Source organism: Aurantimicrobium minutum (assembly GCF_002355535.1).
Taxonomy (GTDB): Bacteria; Actinomycetota; Actinomycetes; order Actinomycetales; family Microbacteriaceae; genus Aurantimicrobium; species Aurantimicrobium minutum.
Window position 1 is genome coordinate 619,440 of sequence record NZ_AP017457.1, and the last position, 21,383, is coordinate 640,822.

The 21,383-nt window shown below is 48.1% G+C and carries 18 protein-coding genes and 1 tRNA gene; 3 read left to right on the forward strand and 16 right to left on the reverse strand.

Annotation, left to right across the window (positions count from 1 at the left end; all coding sequences use genetic code 11):
- Positions 1-13: 13 nt before the first annotated feature.
- From dnaE to AUMI_RS03085, 10 genes are all read right to left on the reverse strand, one after another.
- A complete protein-coding gene (gene dnaE / locus AUMI_RS03040) occupies positions 14-3,529 on the reverse strand; it encodes a DNA polymerase III subunit alpha (protein ID WP_096381180.1) in 3,516 nt (1,171 codons plus the stop codon).
- A 37-nt stretch (positions 3,530-3,566) separates the two neighbouring features.
- Positions 3,567-5,051: an apolipoprotein N-acyltransferase gene (gene lnt, locus AUMI_RS03045; RefSeq protein ID WP_096381181.1), complete on the reverse strand. Its 1,485-nt coding sequence runs from the start codon at positions 5,049-5,051 to the stop codon at positions 3,567-3,569.
- Positions 5,052-7,493: a DEAD/DEAH box helicase gene (locus AUMI_RS03050; RefSeq protein WP_096381184.1), complete on the reverse strand. Its 2,442-nt coding sequence runs from the start codon at positions 7,491-7,493 to the stop codon at positions 5,052-5,054.
- Positions 7,494-7,495: 2 nt separating this feature from the next.
- Positions 7,496-8,320, reverse strand: a complete 825-nt coding sequence (tatC, locus tag AUMI_RS03055; protein WP_342393815.1) for a twin-arginine translocase subunit TatC — start codon at positions 8,318-8,320, stop codon at positions 7,496-7,498.
- Between the two features lie 7 nt (positions 8,321-8,327).
- On the reverse strand, positions 8,328-8,534 hold the full coding sequence (gene tatA, locus AUMI_RS03060) for a Sec-independent protein translocase subunit TatA (RefSeq protein ID WP_096381188.1): 207 nt from the start codon (positions 8,532-8,534) through the stop codon (positions 8,328-8,330).
- A 35-nt stretch (positions 8,535-8,569) separates the two neighbouring features.
- Complete coding sequence (locus tag AUMI_RS03065; RefSeq protein WP_096381190.1) at positions 8,570-9,541, reverse strand: helix-turn-helix transcriptional regulator; 972 nt, start codon at positions 9,539-9,541, stop codon at positions 8,570-8,572.
- Positions 9,541-10,533, reverse strand: a complete 993-nt coding sequence (locus AUMI_RS03070) for a helix-turn-helix transcriptional regulator (RefSeq protein WP_096381193.1) — start codon at positions 10,531-10,533, stop codon at positions 9,541-9,543. The genes AUMI_RS03065 and AUMI_RS03070 overlap by 1 nt, the downstream gene beginning before the upstream one ends.
- 6 nt (positions 10,534-10,539) lie before the next feature.
- The gene (locus AUMI_RS03075) at positions 10,540-11,487 is read right to left on the reverse strand and encodes an FKBP-type peptidyl-prolyl cis-trans isomerase (protein ID WP_096381195.1); all 948 of its coding nucleotides are present in this window, start codon (positions 11,485-11,487) and stop codon (positions 10,540-10,542) included.
- 66 nt (positions 11,488-11,553) lie between these two features.
- Entirely contained in the window at positions 11,554-12,561 is a 1,008-nt protein-coding gene (locus AUMI_RS03080; protein ID WP_096381198.1) for a tRNA (adenine-N1)-methyltransferase, read from the reverse strand.
- On the reverse strand, positions 12,558-13,250 hold the full coding sequence (locus tag AUMI_RS03085; RefSeq protein ID WP_231951814.1) for an HAD family hydrolase: 693 nt from the start codon (positions 13,248-13,250) through the stop codon (positions 12,558-12,560). Before AUMI_RS03085 ends, AUMI_RS03080 begins: the two co-directional genes overlap by 4 nt.
- A 65-nt stretch (positions 13,251-13,315) precedes the next feature.
- On the opposite strand from AUMI_RS03085, the gene AUMI_RS03090 reads away from it, so the two are divergent.
- Positions 13,316-14,239 (forward strand): proteasome assembly chaperone family protein, encoded by a 924-nt coding sequence (locus tag AUMI_RS03090; protein ID WP_096381202.1) that lies wholly within the window; start codon positions 13,316-13,318, stop codon positions 14,237-14,239.
- Here the strand turns inward: AUMI_RS03090 and AUMI_RS03095 are convergent.
- A complete protein-coding gene (locus AUMI_RS03095) occupies positions 14,236-15,060 on the reverse strand; it encodes an undecaprenyl-diphosphate phosphatase (RefSeq protein ID WP_096381205.1) in 825 nt (274 codons plus the stop codon). The two genes, AUMI_RS03090 and AUMI_RS03095, sit on opposite strands and share 4 nt — an antisense overlap.
- Positions 15,061-15,166: 106 nt before the next feature.
- Here AUMI_RS03095 and AUMI_RS03100 point away from each other — a divergent pair.
- Positions 15,167-15,249, forward strand: a tRNA-Leu gene (locus tag AUMI_RS03100).
- 38 nt (positions 15,250-15,287) lie between these two features.
- Here AUMI_RS03100 and AUMI_RS03105 read toward each other — a convergent pair.
- From AUMI_RS03105 to AUMI_RS03115, 3 genes are all read right to left on the reverse strand, one after another.
- Positions 15,288-15,749, reverse strand: a complete 462-nt coding sequence (locus tag AUMI_RS03105; protein ID WP_096381207.1) for a hypothetical protein — start codon at positions 15,747-15,749, stop codon at positions 15,288-15,290.
- An 86-nt stretch (positions 15,750-15,835) separates the two neighbouring features.
- On the reverse strand, positions 15,836-17,626 hold the full coding sequence (locus tag AUMI_RS03110; RefSeq protein WP_096381209.1) for a DEAD/DEAH box helicase: 1,791 nt from the start codon (positions 17,624-17,626) through the stop codon (positions 15,836-15,838).
- Positions 17,627-17,669: 43 nt separating this feature from the next.
- On the reverse strand, positions 17,670-18,473 hold the full coding sequence (locus tag AUMI_RS03115; protein ID WP_096383419.1) for a TrmH family RNA methyltransferase: 804 nt from the start codon (positions 18,471-18,473) through the stop codon (positions 17,670-17,672).
- Between the two features lie 61 nt (positions 18,474-18,534).
- Here AUMI_RS03115 and AUMI_RS03120 point away from each other — a divergent pair, with 61 nt between their 5' ends.
- Entirely contained in the window at positions 18,535-19,401 is an 867-nt protein-coding gene (locus AUMI_RS03120; RefSeq protein WP_096381211.1) for a Sir2 family NAD-dependent protein deacetylase, read from the forward strand.
- On the opposite strand, the gene AUMI_RS03125 is transcribed toward AUMI_RS03120, so the two are convergent.
- Together AUMI_RS03125 and AUMI_RS03130 are read right to left on the reverse strand one after the other, a co-directional pair.
- Entirely contained in the window at positions 19,366-20,451 is a 1,086-nt protein-coding gene (locus AUMI_RS03125) for a glycosyltransferase family 4 protein (RefSeq protein WP_096381214.1), read from the reverse strand. The genes AUMI_RS03120 and AUMI_RS03125 overlap by 36 nt on opposite strands.
- Positions 20,451-21,347: an alpha/beta fold hydrolase gene (locus tag AUMI_RS03130; protein ID WP_096381215.1), complete on the reverse strand. Its 897-nt coding sequence runs from the start codon at positions 21,345-21,347 to the stop codon at positions 20,451-20,453. The genes AUMI_RS03125 and AUMI_RS03130 overlap by 1 nt, the downstream gene beginning before the upstream one ends.
- Positions 21,348-21,383: the final 36 nt, after the last annotated feature.

Below are 21,383 nucleotides of genomic sequence, written 5' to 3' on the forward strand. Positions count from 1 at the left end.
CCAGTCTATTTCGCTACCCGAGACAGCCAGGACCGAGAAGTGACTTGAGTTCACCGAATAAATCAGAATTCACGTTCACTCGTGCTGGCAATTCGAAAACACGGGCAACATCTCCTCGTGTGAGCTTGAGTCGAACTTCTGATTCACCTGGGTGTCTTTTGAGTACTTCTGATAGCTCTGACACTGTCGAAGATGTTGCTCTGATTTCCGGAAGCACAAGATTTAGCGGTGCATTGTTCGTGATGTTTGATCCGAGATCTGGAACAAACATGCTCATAGCTTGGATGTTGACACCGTCATCACGAACATTAACTCGACCCTTGACTGCAAGCACCATGTCAGTTTCGAGCATGGGGCCAAATTCTTGATACGTGCGCCCCAGCAGCATTATGTCAAGCTCTCCCCCGAAATCTTCGAGCTTGATTATTCCGTATGCGTTTCCTGACTTTTTAGCAATGCGCCGTTGAACTTCTGTCACCAGTCCAGCCAGAACAACAATGTCGCCATCATTTGTTTGATCGTTCGTAGTGAGCTCATTGATGGTGATAGTGGCGTGTTTCGCCAATTGGAGTTCTAGCCCTGCCAAAGGGTGATCAGATACGTAAAGACCCAACATTTCACGTTCAAAGGCGAGTTTGTCACGCTTTGTGAATTCGGGACGATCAGGAACTTGAGTGTGATCCTGCTCAAATTCAAACATGTCGCCGAAAAGGTCAACTTGCCCGTTTGCCTCGTTACGCTTCAGGCTGACTGCTGATTCGACCGCGTCTTCATGAATTTCGACCAGTGCTCTTCGGGTATTACCCATAGCGTCAAAAGCACCGGCTTTGATCAGTGATTCCAACGTCTTTTTATTTGCTACTGGAAGTGGAACTTTCTTCAAGAAGTCATGAAATGAATCGAATCTTCCTTTTTCCAAGCGTGCTGCTTTGATATGTTCAACGACTCCAAATCCCACGTTACGTATGGCACCCATGCCAAAACGGATATCTGTTCCAACTGCCGAAAAGACACCATCAGATTCGTTGACGTCGGGAGCGAGGACGTTCAGACCCATACGTCGACATTCAGAGAGATACATACCAAGTTTGTCCTTGGAATCACCCACAGAAGTCAACAGTGCAGCCATGTACTCTGCTGGGAAATTTGCCTTGAGATACGCGGTCCAATAACTCAAAACGCCATACCCTGCAGAATGAGCCTTGTTGAAGGCGTAGTCAGCGAATGGCATGAGGGTATCCCAGAGAATCTTGACGGCACTGGGCGAATATCCGTTGGAAATCATTCCCGCTTCGAAATCGGCAAACTGCTTATCCAGTTCCGACTTCTTCTTCTTTCCCATGGCGCGACGCAAAACATCTGCTTGCCCTAGTGTGAAGCCTGCGACTTTTTGCGCGACAGCCATCACTTGCTCTTGATAGACAATGAGGCCGTATGTTGTTCCCAGAATCTCAGAAAGTGGTTCTTCAAGCTCAGGATGAATGGGCTCAATTTCTTGCAGACCATTTTTGCGAAGCGCATAGTTTGTATGCGAATTCATTCCCATTGGACCTGGTCGGTAAAGGGCAATAACCGCGGAAATATCTTCGAAGTTTGTTGGTTTCAATTGCCTCAATAGTGCACGCATGGGACCGCCATCGAGCTGGAAAACTCCAAGTGTGTCCCCTCGAGAGAGGAGTTCGTACGTTGCAGGGTCTGCATCTAGGTCAAGTGTTTCAGGTTCTACGGTAATTCCACGGTTGTTCTTGATATTGACCAAAGCATCCTGAATAACCGTGAGGTTACGAAGACCCAAGAAGTCCATTTTGAGTAGCCCCAAAGACTCACAAGGGGGCTGGTCAAACTGGGTGATGATTGCTCCATCATCTTCGCGTTTCATGATGGGGATAACATCCATCAGCGGTTCAGCCGACATGATCACACCAGCAGCGTGAACACCCCATTGGCGTTTGAGATTTTCAATTCCCTGAGCTGTGTTGAACACTGTTTGCGCATCAACATCAGATTCCAAGACTGAGCGGAAATCATTTGCTTCTTTATATCGCGCTGACTGGGGATCCATGATCTCGGTAAGGGAGATATCTTTGCCCATAATCGAGGGCGGCATTGCCTTTGTCAGTTTTTCACCGACCGAATATGGCATACCAAGTACACGGGCAGAGTCTTTCAGTGCTTGTTTTGCCTTGATTGTGCCATAGGTCACGATTTGTGCAACACGATCATCACCATATTTTTCGGTGACGTATTTGATGACCTCACCGCGGCGACGATCATCAAAGTCAACGTCAACATCCGGCATAGAAACACGCTCAGGGTTGAGGAAACGCTCAAAAATAAGACCGTGATGCAGAGGGTCCAGTTCAGTAATTCCCATGGCATAAGAAGCGAGTGAACCTGCTGCCGAACCGCGGCCCGGTCCAACACGAATGCCTTGCTTTCGTGCCCATGCAATGAAATCCGCAACAACTAGGAAGTAGCCGGGGAAACCCATTTGAATAATGACATCAACTTCATACTTAGCTTGAGCTTGATGTGCTTCAGGAACGCCCTGAGGGAACCTTTTTTCCAACCCGGCAGCTACTTCTTTCGCAAACCAGCTGGCCTCAGTTTCTCCTTCAGGCACAGGAAAACGCGGCATGAGGTCACGCTTTTCGAAACTGGTTTCGCAACGTTCTGCGATGAGGAGAGTGTTGTCGCATGCCTCGGGGTAATCGGCAAAGAGTCGACGCATTTCTGCTGCAGATTTAAGATAGAACTCGTTAGATTCGAATTTAAATCTGTTTGGGTCATCAAGAGTAGAGCCCGACTGAACACATAACAATGCAGCATGCGCGTCTGCATCGTGTGCATGCGTGTAATGAAGATCATTCGTTGCTACAAGAGGCAATCCCAAGTCTTTGGAGAGCTTGATCAGATCAGTAACTACCCGTCGCTCAATATCTAACCCATGATCCATAATTTCAACAAAGAAATTCTCAGCTCCGAAAATGTCTCGGAACTCAGCTGCTGCTTCACGAGCTTCTGCGTATTGGCCTATACGCAAACGGGTTTGTATTTCACCACCTGGGCATCCTGTTGTCGCAATCAATCCTTTGCCGTAGGTATTGAGTAGTTCTCTGTCCATGCGAGGCTTGAAGTAATAGCCCTCTAGCGACGCAAGAGACGACATCTTGAAGAGGTTATGCATACCCTCCGTCGATGCCGATAGGAGCGTCATGTGGGTATAAGCGCCACCACCGGAGACGTCATCATCTCCCCCGTTGTTCCAACGAACACGAGTTTTGTCTGTACGGTGCGTTCCCGGAGTGAGGTAAGCCTCTGTACCAATGATGGGCTTAATTCCGGCATCGGTCGCGGTGTTCCAGAAGTCGTAGGCCCCAAACATGTTTCCATGGTCGGTAATCGCAATTGCCGGCATACCAGCATCAACAGCTGCCTGGATAAGTGGTTTGACGCGAGCAGCGCCATCAAGCATGGAGTATTCAGAATGTACGTGGAGATGAACGAACGAGTCGTTGTTCTTCGCCATCTTCACTCCAGTTAGTAACAGTCTCAGCTAGCCCATTCTATGGCTTACGTCGAATGAGAATGAGGAGCACGCCGGCTATGGCGACTGCTCCAATAGACCATTCAATAACACGGCCAAATGACATCGCAGGAGTGATAGTGGTACTCAAGGGAACAGTAGTCAACATCTCAGCAGGCTGGTAAGCAGGAATGCTATCTAAGGTTGAACCATCTGGACTGATAACAGCTGAAGTACCCACGGTTGAAATGTTCACAACAGATCGAGCTGTTTCAATAGCCCTAAGCCGAGCAATAGAAAGCTGTTGTAGATTCTCTGATGTTTTACCGAAATCAGCATTATTTGTCTGGGCAAGGATAATTTCTGCGCCATCACCAATCATCAAATAGGCCTGGTTATCATCTGTGATGTCGAAGCAGATAGATATGCCTGCAAGAACACCATTGATGTCGACAACATTTGGTCGTGTTCCAAAACTGTAATCTCGGGTGACGAGATCAACCAGATCAGGTTGAAATAGCCGCCAAAACTCTCGGTTTGGCATGTATTCGGCAAAAGGTACTGGGTGGATTTTGTCGTATTGCGCAAGGGCTTTATCGGTCCATACCAAGGAAGAGTTGAAGACTCTGTCCTGTTCATCAACAGTAATAGTGCCGGTAACAATGGGGGCATCTAACTTTGCAGACACCGCAGTAAGAACTTGTGCCGCCAAAACAGATTGCAGCGGGTTGAGATCACTTGCGTTCTCAGGCCACACAATCATGTCAATGTCTTGGCCCTGATAGGGCAAAGTACCGGAAACATGATCTTGCAGTATTGATCCGGGGGCGCCTCTATCGAATAATCCAGCGCGTGAATTGCCTTGAACAGAAAGGACGTTGGTGTATCCAGTAATTTCATGTGGAAATGCGGGTACAGCGAGTATTGACACAAAAAACAAAACTGGGAATGCCAAAAATTTCGTTTGTCGTTCACGAAGAGTTTGGAAAAGTAATGCAGAGCTGACTACAACGAGGAAAGTCAGCCCAGCAGTGCCAACCCACGCGACATTTTGAGCCAAAGGGCCCTCAGCTTGCGATTGAGCCATCCGGCCCCAAGAAAACCCCCCGTACGGCCAAACACTCGTGATTGACTCGCGAAGAGTCCACACTGAAGCCAGAACAATACTGACAACCCCAATTCGACCCCAACGTGATGGCCATCGTTGTGGGCCGCGGTTAATGACAATTCCTGAGACAGCAGCTCCGACACCAAAGAAGAGTGCCTGAAGTATTCCCAATGCAAGCCAGGGAACTGGGCCTAGATAGAGGGTGAGCCAATTAATGAGAGAAAGCCAGAATGTAGCTCCCGTGATTGTTCCGACAAGAAACCCAGTCCAGAAACTGCGACCAATGAGACTCAAATACAAAATGAAAACACCGACGAAAGCCAACGGCCAAAAGGCAGTTGCCGGGAAGGCAGCAGAAAGTGTAAAACCTGCTACGACAGCAAGTATTAGAGATATCCCAAAACTCATTCTCTTCATTCACACCACCGCAGAATAGGCAACGATGCCACGACGGACCTGGTCCAGTGAATCGCGAGCAGTTTTCTGAAGTTCACCGTCAGTAACCTGTGCAAGTTGATCTAGTAGATCGATGGTTTGTTTAGCCCAGCGAACAAAGTCACCGGCTGGCATATCAGCATCGAAGAGGACATTATCTAATCGGTCACCTTTGGCCCATTTATACATTGCTAAACACAGCCCTGTAGCTAGCGGAGATGTTCCAGGAAGCTTGTGATAGTTCTCTAACTCATCCAGGTCCGCCCAGAGACTTTGGGTTTCATGAAGTGCATCGAGAAATTTACCTCGAGGGAGATATCTTTCGTTGATCAGCCCCTCTTCACGACGTGGTTCAAAGACAATTGCACAAGCCATCGCAGCCAATGAGGGCACATCAAGTTCATTCCACAGCTGTAAACGAATGCTCTCGGCAATCAGAAGATCACGCTCTCCGTAGATCTTTCCGAGATACTCACCCTTAGGCGTGAGTGAGAACTCTGTACCCAGAGGATCTTTCATCAAATAGTCAATATCCACCAGAACATCGCAAACACGATCAAAAATTCGAGCAACAGCACCGGTGCGCGTATTGATTTGTTGGACAATTTTGTCGGTGTCGCGTTTGAGTCTCCACCATCGCTCTGCCCAGCGGGCATGCTGTTCGCGATCAGGGCAATGATGACATGCATGAGACTTCAATTGCTTTCGAAGGGAATTGAGTTCCGCACTCCGTTTTTCCTTAGCTGCTCGAGAACCTGACTCAGATTGCCTTTCGATGTCTGTCAGTTTGCGACGAAGCGCTGCATATTCAACAAAATCACCCAAATGGCAGGTCATTGGTTCTGCGTAACCAGCTAACGTTTCTTCTTGTTGCTTTACTTTTCTTGCTAAATCAACAACGGCACGGTCCGCCTGAAACTGGGCAAAACTACTTTCAAGAATGTCCCTAGTTCGTGCACGACCAAATTGTTCGATCAGGTTAATGGCCATGTTGTAGGTTGGGCGAAAGCTTGAGTTCAGCGGATACGTTCTCCTACTGGCCAAACTTGCGACTGTTTGTGGGTCCAAATTATTGGACCACTGAATCAGTGAGTGACCTTCGACATCAATACCGCGACGGCCTGCACGACCAGTGAGTTGAGTGTATTCGCCTGGAGTCAGAGGGAGACGAGCTTCACCGTTGAATTTCTCAAGTTTTTCCAGAACAACAGTCCTTGCCGGCATATTGATACCTAATGCAAGAGTTTCAGTGGCAAAAACCACTTTGACTAATTTCTTTTGAAATAACTCTTCAACTACTTCCTTGAATGCAGGCAAAAGTCCAGCATGGTGAGCTGCAACTCCGCGTTCCAAACCGTCAATCCAGTCCCAATACCCCAAGACACCCAAGTCTTCATCGGGAATAGGCGAACATCGTTGTTCAACTATTTCGCGAATTTCTTCTCTTTCTTCTGCTGTCGTCAGACGAATACCCGACCGCAAAACCTGTGAGACTGCTTGATCACAACCGGCTCGGCTGAAAATAAACGAAATCGCGGGAAGGAGATTCTTCTCTGCAAGTAGTTCAATAATTTGTGCACGGTCCATGCGACCTTGTAGAGGTGCATTCATCGCATAATTGGGTTTATTTCTTCCGCCGCGATGTGAATTGCGCCCTGCTGAGCGAATATGAGGAGCTCGTTGATGGGAATGTGCCAACCTCAGAAGTTCCGGGTTAACACGAATGGTTGCGCCTGACCCAGCTGAGTCAAAGAGGTCAATAAATTTGTTACCTACCAACACATGTTGATCTAACGGCACGGGACGATCTTCAGAAACAATGATTTCAGTGTTTCCGCGGACAGCTTGGAGCCAATCTCCGAACTCCTCTGCGTTTGACACGGTTGCACTCAAACCAACAAGACGAACATGTTGAGGTAAATGGATAATGACTTCTTCCCACACAGCACCACGGAATCTGTCCGCAAGGTAGTGAATTTCATCCATCACTACGAATTTGAGGTTTCTCAGTAAGTCACTGTCTGCATAGAGCATGTTTCTCAACACCTCTGTGGTCATCACCATGATGCGTGCAGTGGGATTGATGTTGGTGTCACCAGTGAGCAAACCAACGTTACTTGCGCCCCACTCGTCAACGAACTCGTTATATTTCTGGTTCGACAACGCTTTCATAGGCGTCGTGTAAAACAATTTGTCTGTCTCAGTAGACATCGCAAGAAAGACAGCAAATTCTGCAACAACTGTTTTGCCCGCACCAGTCGGTGCAGCAACTAGTACGGAGCTACCAGCTTCAAGAACGTTTGCCGCAGCGATTTGGAATGGATCAAGGTCAAAAGTTCTGCGTTCCCGGAATTCATTAACTAGAGGGGTCTTTTTGCGCGCCTGTGCAAGTGCGTAACGTTCAGCAGCTGTGAGCTCAACCATTGTTATGCAGACAATGGTTCTGTGGGCGGTAAGGCACTTGCTTCATCTGGATTCACGGAATCAGTTTTTTTTGCAACTCTTTTATCGTGTAGCCACGCGATGCCGGCGGCTAGGAAGAAAAGCATAATCATCGGAATTGCAAGCAAGAACATTGAGAGAACATCTGCTGCAGGTGTTGCAATTGCGGTGAACAACGTAATCATCAAAATAGCAATCCGCCACGACTTGAGGATGCTCTGAGCAGAGATGAGACCGGCGAAGTTAAACAACACGAGGAAGACCGGCAGCACGAAAGCCACGCCGACCACGATCACTAGTTTGAGCACAAAATCAAAATATGTCTTTGCTTCAATAATTGACGTATCTTCGCTTGGGGCAAAGCTTGTCATGAGGGCAACAATATGCGGATAGACATACCAACCTGCTGCGCTGCCCAAAAAGAACAGAGGAATCGCACTGAACATAAAGCCCAAGGTGTATTTCTTTTCTTTTTTTGTCAGTCCTGGAACAAAAAAAGCCCAAATTTGATATAGCCAAAACGGGCTAGAAATGACAATGCCGACTGTGAAAGCAATTTGTAGCTTGAGGTCGAAGGCGCTCGTAATTGAGTTGTAGTTGATAGTGGCGACTCGATCTTGTGTTTCTGCTACTGCGTAAATCGGATCACGCAACAGAGCTAGCAAGTAATCAGAGGCAAACCACCCCACTACTGCGCCCAGAACAATAAATAGTGCAGCTAAATAGAGTCGTTTACGCAACTCAACAAGATGCCCGCTTAAGGGCATTCTTGCTTCGCGTGCCGAGCTTCGGCGAGGACGTGTCGCCATGACCAATTTAGGAAGACTTGGAAGAGTCGTTATTTTCGTTACTGGGCTGGTCAGCAGGCTTGTCATCGTCCTTCATCTGCTTGACTTCACTCTTGAAGATACGCATTGACTGACCAAGAGAGCGTGCGAGACCAGGAAGTTTCGGTGCCCCAAACAACAGCAGGACAACAGCAATGATGATAAGCAGGTGCCAACCAGAGAGATTTCCAAGCATCAATTTGTCCTTAGTACACGAGGGATAGTTCTAGTTTAGGCGGTATATCTGGCAAGTGCCTGATTGGCCCAATCTTGAACGGCCGTTACAGCTTCTGACGGTGAAATCACACGAATGAGTCCGGGCACTTGAGCGACAAATATGGGGACAGATTCTAAGTTCGCGAAGGACACCTCTACGGCGACCGATTCTTCGTCTAATTGAGAAACAATCTGCGGGTTATACGCAGAGATGAGGGGCAAAGCCGCAGTGTCCACGTGGAATTGCACACGGAGATCTGTTTCAGAAACATCGAAAAGTTGATCTGTTAGCTCGTTTGTCGATACCGGCGAAGAAAACTTTTGCTCTGAAAGTTCGAGTTCAGAAATTCGGTCTAAACGAAAAGTTCGAAGTGCCTGCCGGTCATGACACCATGACCTTAAGTACCAGGTTGGCCCAACAAGATCTAGTCTCAATGGATCAACTGTGCGAACCTGTTCAATCCCTTGACCGTTCCTGTAACGAAAACGTATGGACTTCTCTGAAGCAACTGCAGTTGTGATGACATCAACATCAACAGGCATCTCTGCTGCACTGATTAGGAGATTCTCTGGTGCAGCTGAAGCTCCAGCGGATATTTTCTTCAGTAACGTCGAAATAATCTCTTTGTCAGAATCTGGAACAATCCCGGAAATGTACTGAAGTCCCGCAACGAGTGCCGCTGCTTCTCTCGCGGAGAACCTAGGGGTAGCTTCGACACCAACATGAGACCACAGCTCTACCTGTGCTTCATTTTCAAATAAATCCCAATTGATATCAAACAAGTCAGAATGCTGATAAAAACCGTTGTCTCCAGGAATTCCTGACATTGCCAAGAGTTGGACTATTTCCTCAACCTGAGTAGTCGTGATGTCAAAATGTTGCGCTAGTTCATCAATCGAAACAGGTCCATGTTCTAGAAGGTAAGGAACAAAAGACATTAATAATGTCACTCGGTCAGAGGCTTCGAGGCGGGATGAATTGACCATTATTTTCCCCCCTTATTGGATATTGACTCAAAACGGGAAATGACTGCGGAGATCAGTTCAGGAGGAGAAACAACTCTGAGTTGATGTCCAAATTTCACAAGATCATCAGCAAGAATCTCAAGATCTGAGAAACCAAAAGTCAGCGTTGTGAGTTCGGGACTTATCCCCTGCTCTGACGCGATACGAAGTTGCGCATCTGAACCAGGTTCAACCTCAATGACAGCTGTGTGCATTTTTGTGAGTTCTAAGAGTTCTAACTCGAGTTGTTTCGCATAGGAAGCTTCAACTCGTGGGAATGTTTTTTGTGGAACCCGAACGGGATTAGAGACAATTCGCTTGAGCAGAAAGGTACGTTGAGCATCAACCTCTAAGTCGTGAGCAAGTACATACCATAGCCCTCTCCACTGAAGCATTGCCAAAGGTGCAACAGTTCTTAGCTGCGGTTTGGCTATACCCGGTTTGAGGTAGTTGAAAGTCACTATGAGTTCTGCATCTAGTGCTTCCTCAATCGCTGTAAATGCCTTGTCATTTGTTCGAATGTGAGGGGCAACACCAATGAGTGGATCATTGGCAGAAATGCCCAAAGATTTGATTTTTGTCAGTGCATGGCGTGACTCATTCGAGAGAGAAGCTTCTCGCCAGGCTGTAGCAGCAAGGTTGATGAGAGTCATTTCATCTGAAGTGAAAGTCACATCGTCGGGGAAGTCATAATTCTTCCGAGAAATCGAGTATCTGATGTTGTGCGTTTGACCTTCCTCTTCTGGAAGCTCAAGGGTGTCAATAACAACACCCATCGCGCGAATTTCTTCTTTGTCTCGTTCGAACATTTTGTCGAGAGCTGTGTTTGCTTTGAAATCGTATATCTCTGCATAGCCTCGAACCGAGCGGAGAATCTCCGTCTTTGTCAGACCTTCTCGCGAAGAAACAAGGGCAAGAATCAGACTAAAAAGACGGTCTTCTTTCTTGACGCGAGTCCCAGCTTTTCCTGCCATACCTGACTACTTAGTTGTGCCCAATATGTCGATAACGAAAACCAGGGTCGAACCTGGAGGAATGGTTCCGTTGTCCTGGTCACCGTATGCAAGCTCAGGTGGGATGACTGCAAGAATTTGTGACCCGACAGTCTGGCCTTCAATTGCTTGAGCAAAACCTGGAACCACTCCATCAAGGCTAAATGTTGCTGAAGTATTTCGAGACCAACTCGAATCAAAGACAGTGCCATCACTCCATAAAACTCCGGTGTAGTGAACGGTGACGGATGCACCAGCTGAAACTACCGGACCGTCACCTTTGATGAGGACAGCAGTTTCAAGCTTGGTTGGAGGAGCAGTTTTGGGCACCGTGATACCAGGAACACCGTTAGCGTCGAGCACCACCGTAGGCATGCCATCTGGAGATGGCTGTGATTTACCGCTTGCTCGAGCAAGGCTCGTTGAAACCAGATCGGCAATGACAACGATTGAAGTATTTTCTCCTAAGTCCCCAATGGTATTTCCGTTAGGGTCTAGCAGATCACTTGGTGCGATGACAGAAACGATTTGGCTTCCAGCATTTGCACACTGAAGAGTTGCAATTAAGCCAGTGACGAGAGTGTTTTCAGAAAGAGTTGTGGTTTGAAGATCAGATCCGTCATAAGAGGTTTGACCGATAAGTTCCCCGGTTTCACCGTTATACAGTGTGAAGTCGACTGCTACTGCTCCACCTGGAAGAGCAGGGGCTCCATCTCCTTCAAGAAGAATTTTGCGTTCAGTTTTTGTGGCTTTGAGCGGAGTTGGGAAGGTCGCTGTCGGAATTTCACCAAAGCTTCCTTCTACCTTGACCGAGTCGACAACCGATCCGCTAGAAGCCAAAGGGGTGCACTCCGGAGTGTTCGAATTCGCACTCGAGCATCCGACAAGACCGGTGATAAGAGTGAGACTAGCTATAGCTGCAACAATTCGACGCATAATTCCTCAGAGTCCATTTGGAGAGTTGTCTCCCCCACCGTTCAAGCTTAGAGCTGAGTGTGCGTTCTAGACTTCAGGCTGGCTGTCTGAAGACTGTGAAAGTTCTGCGCTTTCTGTTGCGTTTCGAACTCGTTTACGAAGACTCTTTGGACTTATTTCGCGTCCACCCAAAATCCCCGGTGTCCAGGCTTCCATATCTTCATCGGAGAAGTCTGACTTAGACGCTCGACGCTTAAGGTCAGGTAAGTAGGCTCCTGGGGCGAGCTTTCGTGCTGTGACCAAAAAGGCTGTGTGCCCGATCATTCGATGTTCCGGACGTACTGCGAGTCCTTCAACGTGCCAGCCGCGAACAATTGTTTCGCTGGATTGGGGGTGTGTGAATTGACCAGTAGCACGTAAGGCTTCGACTACGCGTGAAAGCTGAGTCACCGTTGCCACATACATCAGTACTACACCGCCTGGAACAAGAGCCTCAGCAACCATGTCTACACACTCCCAAGGTGCGAGCATGTCAAGTACCACACGGTCGGCTTCGCCTGGTCGCACAGTTTTTGGCAAAGCATCTTGCAAATCACCTACTGTGACTGTCCAATTTTCAGGAGTGAACCCATGAAAAGTAGCTACGTTCAGTTCCGCAATTTCAGCAAACTCTTCACGACGTTCAAAGGAATACAAGTGACCCTGTGGCCCAATTGCGCGAAGTAACCACAGTGACAATGCACCGGAACCCACCCCGGCTTCGACAACACGTGCCCCTGGGAAAATGTCTGCCTGACCCAAAATCGCTTGAGCTTCCTTGGGATAGATAATCGCAGCACCTCGTGGCATCGACATGACAAAATCAACCAGCAAAGGTCGCATCACCAAATATTCAATGCCTGAGCTATTCAGCACAACTGAAGCATCAGGCAAGCCAATGATGTCGTCATGTTTGATCACGCCACGATGAGTATGGAATTCATCACCAGGTTTGAGGGAAACAGTGTTGATTTTTCCTTTGGGATCTGTCAGCTGGCATCGATCACCTGCTCGCAGGGGGCCGGGCAAATAACGCGGAGAGACGTCGTGGTTCATAATGCTGCCTGTGGTCGTTGGGCGAATAAGTTGAAAATCTGTTCCGCATCGACGCCAGCGAGGGTATCTAAAATCACGTCTGCTGGCTGATTCTTGAGCGGAACAATATTGGTGACTCCAACTGTGAATGCACCAGAAGCGGATGCAGAGCGAACCCCCGAGGGTGAATCTTCAAAAGCAACGCACTGGCGTGGGTCTACTGAAAGTTTTTCTGCACCAAGAAGATATGCCTCAGGATGTGGCTTGGAATCGACCACATTGTCACCGGCGACAACATCGTGAAGTGGGGTGCCCGGAATAAGTGCGATAACTGCACGAGCCATTCGTTCAATGGACATTGTCACAAGTAGCTGAGGCAAACCTGCAGCTTGAAACTGATGGATGAGTTCCACAGCGCCTGGGCGCCAAGGAACTGCAATCTCCAATTGCTCAAGTACGCGATTGGTAAGCGTTTGAATAATTTCATCCACCGATAGTGTGACGCCTCGTTCTTGGAGTTTCACCGCAGTGGTTGGCAAACCATTACCAACTAGGGCTAATCCGTCTTCGTGAGACCACGAACCGCCGAATAATTCAACTAGTTCTTGTTCAGCAATGATCCAATACTCTTCTGAATCGACAATTGTGCCGTCCATGTCCCACAGTATTGCTGCTGGACGAATCTGCATGTTGGGTTTGTCGGTACTCACTCGACTAGCCTACTTGTCCGTGGTGGGACGGTATTCTTATCAATTAACAGATCGGGGCAATACAGGTGAACAAAGACCGTCATCCTTTTCGCGGCAGACTGCTCGTCGTTGCTTTTGAAGGCTGGAATGACGCAGGAGAAGCTGCCAGCTCTGCTGTCCGAACTTTGCAAGAACAGCTTGATGTAGTTCCACTTCACACAGTAGACCCAGAAACCTATTACGACTTCCAGTTCAATCGACCAGTCATTGGTTTTGATGACGACGGAAATCGTTCTCTGACGTGGCCAACCTCGATTCTCTATGCCCCCATGGTTCCTAGCGATGTTATTGAGGAGATTGTCGAAGATAATCTGCTCGATGTCACTGGCACCAATTCAGGAAATATCTATCTCCTGCAGGGTGTAGAACCGAGTCGAAACTGGCTTACTTTCACCAATGAGATTTTAGATATTGCGCTCGCTGCAGACATTTCCGCGATAGTTCTTCTCGGAGCCATGCTAGCTGATGTGCCACACACCCGACCCATTTCAACATTTGTCAGTAGTGAAAACGCTGCTGTTCGACACGAACTAGATGTTGAACGAAGCAGTTATGAAGGCCCTGTCGGCATCTTGAGTGTGATTGCTGCCGCAGCAGAGGAAGCAGATATCCCCACTGTTGCAATCTGGGCTTCAGTCCCCCACTACGTTCATCAAAGTCCTAGCCCGAAGGCAACATTGGCCCTCATCGACAAGCTTGAAGAAATTGTTGATGTCGTGATTCCCCGAGGAGAGCTGGTCGAAGAGGCTGCAGCATGGGAAGAAAACATCAACAAACTTGCCGCCGAAGACGAAGATATGTCTGCCTACATTGCCCAACTTGAACAGGCACGAGACATGGTTGACTCCCCCGAAGCCACAGGAGAATCTTTGGCACAGGAGTTTGAACGTTTTCTGCGTTCAACTGATAAGCCTGGCCCTGACGGAAACGAGCCCCCTAAGGGCGTTTAGCCTTGAAGTACACCCGTGGCTAAGAGAACCAATATCGTTCCGCCGAGTAAAACCCTATAGACGACAAATGGCCAGAAGCTGTGTTTGCTGAGCCAGTTCATCAAGAAGGCAATCACGCCAATGCCCACAATAAATGCAACAACGGTTGCAGATAGCGTTTCCAGCGGCCCAACAACTTGCGGACCTGAAAAACTTTTGGCTAGCTGATAGAACCCACTTCCAAAAACTGCTGGAAGAGCTAAAAGAAACGAATATCTAGCTGCTGCAGTTCTGCTGAACCCCATAAACAACCCAGCAGTAATTGTTCCGCCAGAACGAGAAACCCCTGGGATCAAAGCGAGGGCCTGAGCGAAGCCAAAGACAACACCCCGACCGACGGTCAGTTGCTGGAGGCTGCGAGTCTTTTTTCCAACGACATCAGCAATACCCATCAGAATGCCGAAAATAATCAACATGCTTGCAACAAGCCACAATGACCTAAAAGTAGTCTCAATTTCGTCCTGAAAAACAAGGCCTAAAACAATGATGGGCAGAGAGCCCACAATAATGAGCCAGCCCATTCGTGCATCAGGGTCGTTTTTTGGTGCTTTACCGACTAGTGCACGTGACCATTGTTTAACGATACGAACAATGTCTCTCCAAAAGTAGACAACAACGGCTGCCTCTGTTCCGAGTTGAGTAATAGCAGTAAATGTTGCCCCAGGATCAGCTCCATTGGGCAAGAATTCGCCGATAATCCTCAGGTGTGCCGAGCTGGAAACGGGAATAAACTCTGTCAGACCTTGAATAAACCCGAGGAAAAGTGCGTCAAAAAAACCCATAACTTCGACAGTAGTTGTGTTGCACCTCAGCATGAGGAGGCACAGTGCACTTTGAAGATAATTCTTCGTGCTAATGTTGTTTCTCGGTAGTTATCTACCATCACCTGCGCGGGTGGCGGAATGGCAGACGCGCTAGCTTGAGGTGCTAGTGTCCGTAAGGACGTGGGGGTTCAAGTCCCCCTTCGCGCACAATAAGAAATCCCCGACAATCTCGGGGATTTCTTCGTTTAGCTTGCAGCTTGAAGTTCTTCTTCTGCAAGAGAGGCTTTCCATGCAACAAGCTTGCGAACGGATGCGCTCTTGTCGGATGCCAGAGTTTCCATGACGTCCTGCGGAACAAAAAAGTTCACAGCAACCCAACTGCGCACTTGTTCACTCTTGTCTGAAGCAAGGAAACGAAGAATGTCACAGGGTGTGGTTTCGTTTCGTGCAACACAAATACGAACACCTTCGTTCTTATCCTTTGCAAGCTTCCACATAACTTCTTCAGGTACGTGATAACTCAGAGCAACACTTTCACGAATTTTGGGATTTTTATCAACCGCCATGGTCCGAAGACGTTTGATCTTGGTTTCACCGAATTCTGGACCAAGGAACTGAGCAACAGCTGTTTCGTTGAGTTTCTTGTCGTTACGCAACATATCAAGCTGTGCACGCTGTGCTGGGGTGTTGAATCGTATGCAAGACATGAAGAAATAGTACTTCGAAAAAACCTTCAACTTATGATTGAAACACCTCATGTTGCGTGTATTTCAAAATTTAGGACTATATCTAGTTATTTCACGGGTGAAGAGATACGTCGCCTCATCAAATCAATACGTGCTTGAAGTTGAGCAACTGTTGCTTGTGCAACAGGCGGACCCCCGCATGTTTGACGAAGTTCAGTATGAATAATGCCGTGTGGCGTATTTGTCTGTTTACTCCATAACGCAACTAAGGAGTTCAACAAAGCCCGCTGCTCTTTCAAGCTTCTGTGCAGAGGGATGCTGCGGTTCTCGGCAACATCGCGAGAGCGACCACTTCCACGCTGAGCTTGGCGTCGCTGTCGAAAGCGCAGTAGGTCAGCAATTTGTTCTGGTTCTAATAAACCAGGAATACCGATGAAGTCATGTTCTTCTAGTGAACCTGGTTCAGCGTAACCACCAAACTCCTCCCCTTGAAACATGACCATGTCGAAGTTTGCATCTGAACCTAAGATCGCGAACTCATTGAATTCTTCGTCTATTTGTGAAGAAGCTTGTTCTTCCCTCTGCGAATGTTCAAAATCAGACATTTCAGGATAATCACTCTCAGCAGCACTGGACCTGCGTTCGAGAGCGTGATCACGTTGAAGTTCCAGCTCCTGAGCTAAAGCTAGGAGTGAAGGAACATTGGGCAAAAAGACTGACGCAGTTTCACCTCGGCGTCGAGCACGAACAAAGCGCCCGACAGCTTGGGCGAAATATAAGGGTGTAGATGCACTTGTTGCGTACACACCAACTGCAAGTCGAGGAACGTCTACTCCCTCAGAAACCATCCGAACAGCAACCATCCACCTGTTGTTCGAAGAAGAAAACTCTTCAATCTTCTGGCTTCCACCCACCTCGTCACTGAGCACGACGGTGGGTTGTTCGCCAGTGATTGTGTGAAGGATACGTGCATATGCTCTGGCGTCATCCTGATCTGTTGCGATAACAAGACCAGCTGCATCTGGTATGGAATGTCGGACTTCACTCAAGCGAGAATTAGCCGCAGTCAAAACTTGAGGAATCCAGTCACCGCCTGGATCAAGAGCTGCACGCCAGGCTTGAGAAGTCACATCCTTGGTATTGTCCTGCCCAAGACGCGCTTCCATTTCTTCCCCAGCTCGGGTCCGCCAGCGCATGGAACCGGCATAAACCATAAACATGACAGGACGGACAACACCGTCCTGCAATGCACGACCATATCCGTAGTCATAATCGGTTTGAGAAACTAATACCCCGTCACGATTGGGGAGATAACTCACGAACGGAATAGGTGCTGTGTCACTACGAAAAGGAGTCCCTGTGAGAGAAAGACGCCTCTCAGCTCGAGAAAAAGCTTCTCTGATACCGTCACCCCAACTGAGGGCATCTCCGCCATGATGAACCTCGTCAAGTATGACTAGTGTCCGAGCAGACTCTGTCAGATCTTTGTGAACATGCGGCTTCATCGCAATTTGTGCATAGGTCACAGCAACACCATGGAACTGTTTACCGTGACGTTTGTGCGCATTGGTGAAATGCGGATCAAGCCGAATGCCAACTTTATGCGCAGCATCAGCCCATTGTGTTTTCAGGTGTTCAGTTGGAGTGACCACTGTAATGCGATCAATCACACGGCGGCGTAACAGCTCTGTTGCGAGACGCAAAGCGAAGGTCGTCTTCCCTGCACCTGGTGTAGCTGCTGCAAGGAAATCTTTCGGCTCATGCGTGAAATATGCATCTAAAGCCTCGGTTTGCCACGCACGTAAGTTATCGGCAGTTCCCCATGGTGCGCGAGCGGGATATGCAGGAGAGAGATGTTCTGCGGCAAACGATCCAATGTGTGTCGTTTCCCCGGTCATAGTTTGTTTAGTCTATGAAATCGGACAGTAATGAGTGTGGAGTTCACTCGGTGAGTGCGTATAAAACGACAGCACTGGCTGAGGCGACATTGAGTGAATCAACACCGTGTTTCATCGGAATGGTCACGACCGAATCACATACCCCTAATGCCTCTCGCGAAAGTCCATCCCCCTCAGAACCAAAAACCAAGGCTATTTTTTCCGGCGGATGCGTTGCGAATTCTTTAAGTGAAATGGCCTGATCGGAAAGAGCTAGAGCTGAAATATGGAAACCATATTTGTGGAGAATCTCTCTCGCTTGTGCCCACTCTGGAAGTCTTGTCCACGGGACTTGGAGAACTGTGCCCATCGAGACACGAACAGATCGACGATAGAGCGGGTCAGCACAGCGAGGAGAGATGAGAACGGCATCAGCACCAAGGCCAGCTACTGCCCTGAATATTGCTCCAACATTCGTGTGGTCGACAATATCTTCCAAAACAACGACACGCTTTGCGCCTGAGAGAAGGTCACTCAGCTCGGGCAATCTGGGACGATTCATCGAAGCCATTGCACCCCTGTGCATGTCGTAACCAGTTAACTCTGCAATAAGTTCTGCCGGTGCAACAAAGATCGGACAGTCATCATTGGCAACTAACGGCTCAATGTCACTGAGCCACTGTTCTTGAATCAATACAGCCCGAGGGACGTGGCCTGCTGCAAGTGAGCGTTGAATGACTTTGAGTGATTCAGCTAAATACAGCCCACCTTCAGGTTCAAGAATCTTTCTCAAAGCAACGTCGGTGAGCTGAGTGAAATCTGCGAGCCGCGGATCAGATAGATCTGAGATTCTGAATACCGTGGACATAAGTTCAGTTTGCCAGTTTTCTGAAACATGAACGAAACGAAGATGACTTAGGCTTGCGGCCATGGCCGCAATTGTCCACGAGACCACCCACATTGAGGGGCTGGAATCTTTAGTGCAATTAGTAGCAGGTCGACGTGTTGCCGTTCTTACGGGTGCAGGTGTCTCTACCGATTCAGGAATCCCCGATTATCGCGGGCAAGGTGCTTCTAAACGAACACCGATGAACATTTCTGACTTTCTCAACAGTGAACTTGCCAGAAAACGTTATTGGGCCGGGGCGCACGTCGGATGGAAAAGTTTTTCACAAGCTGAACCCAACGAGGGCCACCTGGCTATCGCCGCCATGGAACAAGGTGGAATCATCGAAGGAGTAATCAGCCAAAACGTAGATGGATTGCATCGCCGTGCAGGAAATTCTCACGTAGTGGATCTGCATGGCTCACTCGATCGAGTGATTTGTTTGGAATGTAGTCAACAGTTCGATCGAGTCAGCATTGAACAACAACTCAGTGATGAGAATCCTTGGCTTGAAGAATTGAGCAATATTGTTCTTGCCCCCGATGGTGATGTCGATGTATCGAATTTCAACGAGGTAACGATTCCAGCGTGTACTGTCTGTGGCGGAATATTGAAGCCTGATGTTGTCTTTTTTGGGGAGTTTGTCCCAGCAAAGATCTTTGCCGCTGCTCAAAGTCTTGTGAAACGCGCAGATGCACTCATTGTGGCTGGATCTTCTTTAGCAGTGAATTCTGCTGTGCGATTAGTAGATCAAGCCAGGCGCGAGAAAATGCCGATAGCCATCATCAATAAGGGTGTGACAAAGGGCGATCGTAAGGCTGCAGTAAAACTTGACGGTGGTACGAGCCCAATTTTGACAGCTCTTGCTCATGAATTAGGTTCGGGCTACCTTTACGAGGACATCGAATAGTTCTTCAGCAGAACTTTCCCAGCTGAATTTGCTTGCTTGTCGGCGAGCTGCTTCAGATGCAGTGTTCCAGGTTTCGTGGTTTGTGAGAGTTCGAACTGCTTTCGCAAAAGATTGTGGATCCTCAGGATCAGCAAAAAGGGCAGCATTTCCACCAATTTCATGAAAAATGCCAATGTCTGAAATAACGACAGGAGTGCCTAGGCTCATCGCTTCCACAAGTGGAATACCAAAACCCTCGTCTTTAGAAGCCGAAACTAATGCTGTGGCGTGGGAGAGCAAATCAAAGTAATCCTCATCAGAAATTCCATTGTGAAAATGGATTTGAGCATCAGGAGCAATTTTTTGCAGTCGCGTGAGATCAGCATCAGTGATTTTGCTCAACAAATGAAGGGTGAAATCAGGAAGTAGAGCTGCTGCCCTGACGAGCGTTTCAACATTTTTATATGGCATGAAAGAGCCCATATATACAAGGGATTGTGATCTTTCGCTGGCAACCGCGACGTCAATGTCCTCAGTAATACTGTCTGCAGCGTTGTGGACAACATATACAGGCTTGGAAGTTAGTTTGTTCTCGTGGATGAGTTGTTTGGTTGTCTCTGAAACGGCAACAACTGCATCGCTGCGTGAAAGCAGAAAACGTTGAGGCCACCAGGCTGTGTGATACAGCCGCCACAATAAGCGAATGGGCCACGACAAATTTCGTGGCGGGGTGGGGTGCGCGTAATAGATCAAGTCGTGCACGGTCAAAACTAGTCGATACTTGCGCCCCCGGGAACCAATTGTCTGCATCGGGCTGAACACAATATCCGGAGAGATTGAGTTGATCTGTTTTGCGACACCACGTTCTTTGATACTCGTAGGCGAACTAACCAAGTGATGCGGAAGATTTGGCAACATAGCAAGCTGTCGAGGGTCACTGATGAGCATGATGAGCTCATCACCGTTGCGACTTACGAGTGGGATAAGGTGCTCAACAAGTCGAGCACTGAAGCGCGAAATTCCATCATGATGATCAATGCGCACATAACGACAGTCAAAAGCAATGCGCATTATTTTTTAGCCTCATTTAGGAAAGCTTGAATGTGCTTGGCTGCGAAATCTGGAGCCTCATAATGAACAAGGTGTCCAACACCTTCGACTACTTCAATCTGCGCTCCTGGAATTCGTGACGCGAGAAGTTTCTGTTCTGGCAGTGCAGTGATGTCGTCCTTATCAGCAACGAGCATGAGCAATTCCTGATGAATTTTAGGAGCAAACATGCTGACGTCATTAGAAACGGAAGTTTCGAATGCTTCCAAAACTGAGTCCCGGGAGTCAAACAGGCTGAAATATTGATCGTGCTGTTCGTGAATCCACTGACGTAAGTTTTTGTCTTCCGTCTTGGCCATGGTTTCACTCATGACCCGAACAATCAGTTTGTTTTTGAGTAACGCATAACCAGCACGTGCTGGCAGCGCAGCCGCTGCTTTGTAATAAAGAACTGCCAGACGAGTCATGATGCCGCGGGGACCTTTGAGTGCATTCGCAGCTATGGGATTAATCATTATTATTCTGCGCTGTGTAAGGCCCTGAGCGGTAGCACCACCAACAATAATTGAGCCAAAAGAATGCCCCAATACAACAACATCCTTGTCGGCACCGATTACCTCAAGAAACTGAATGAGCCATCTGCTGAATGAGTCAATATTTGCTGGTGAAGGTAGCGCTTCTGAAAGACCAAAACCAGGTAAATCAGGTATGACGGCATGAACTCCAGGCCCCAATTCGGCAACGATGGGCTCTAAGCCGTGATGATCTCCACGAAATCCATGTATCAAAACCAATTGAAGTGGAGATGATGAGTCACCATATTCCCAATAATCAGTTCTGAGGCCAGAGACGTCGACAGAAGCATGAACGGTTGGAATTTGTTCAAGCTTGTAAGCATAAGGAGATACAGCAGGCATTGCCTCAAGTGTAGGCGCACCGAGCCTCTAAAGCCT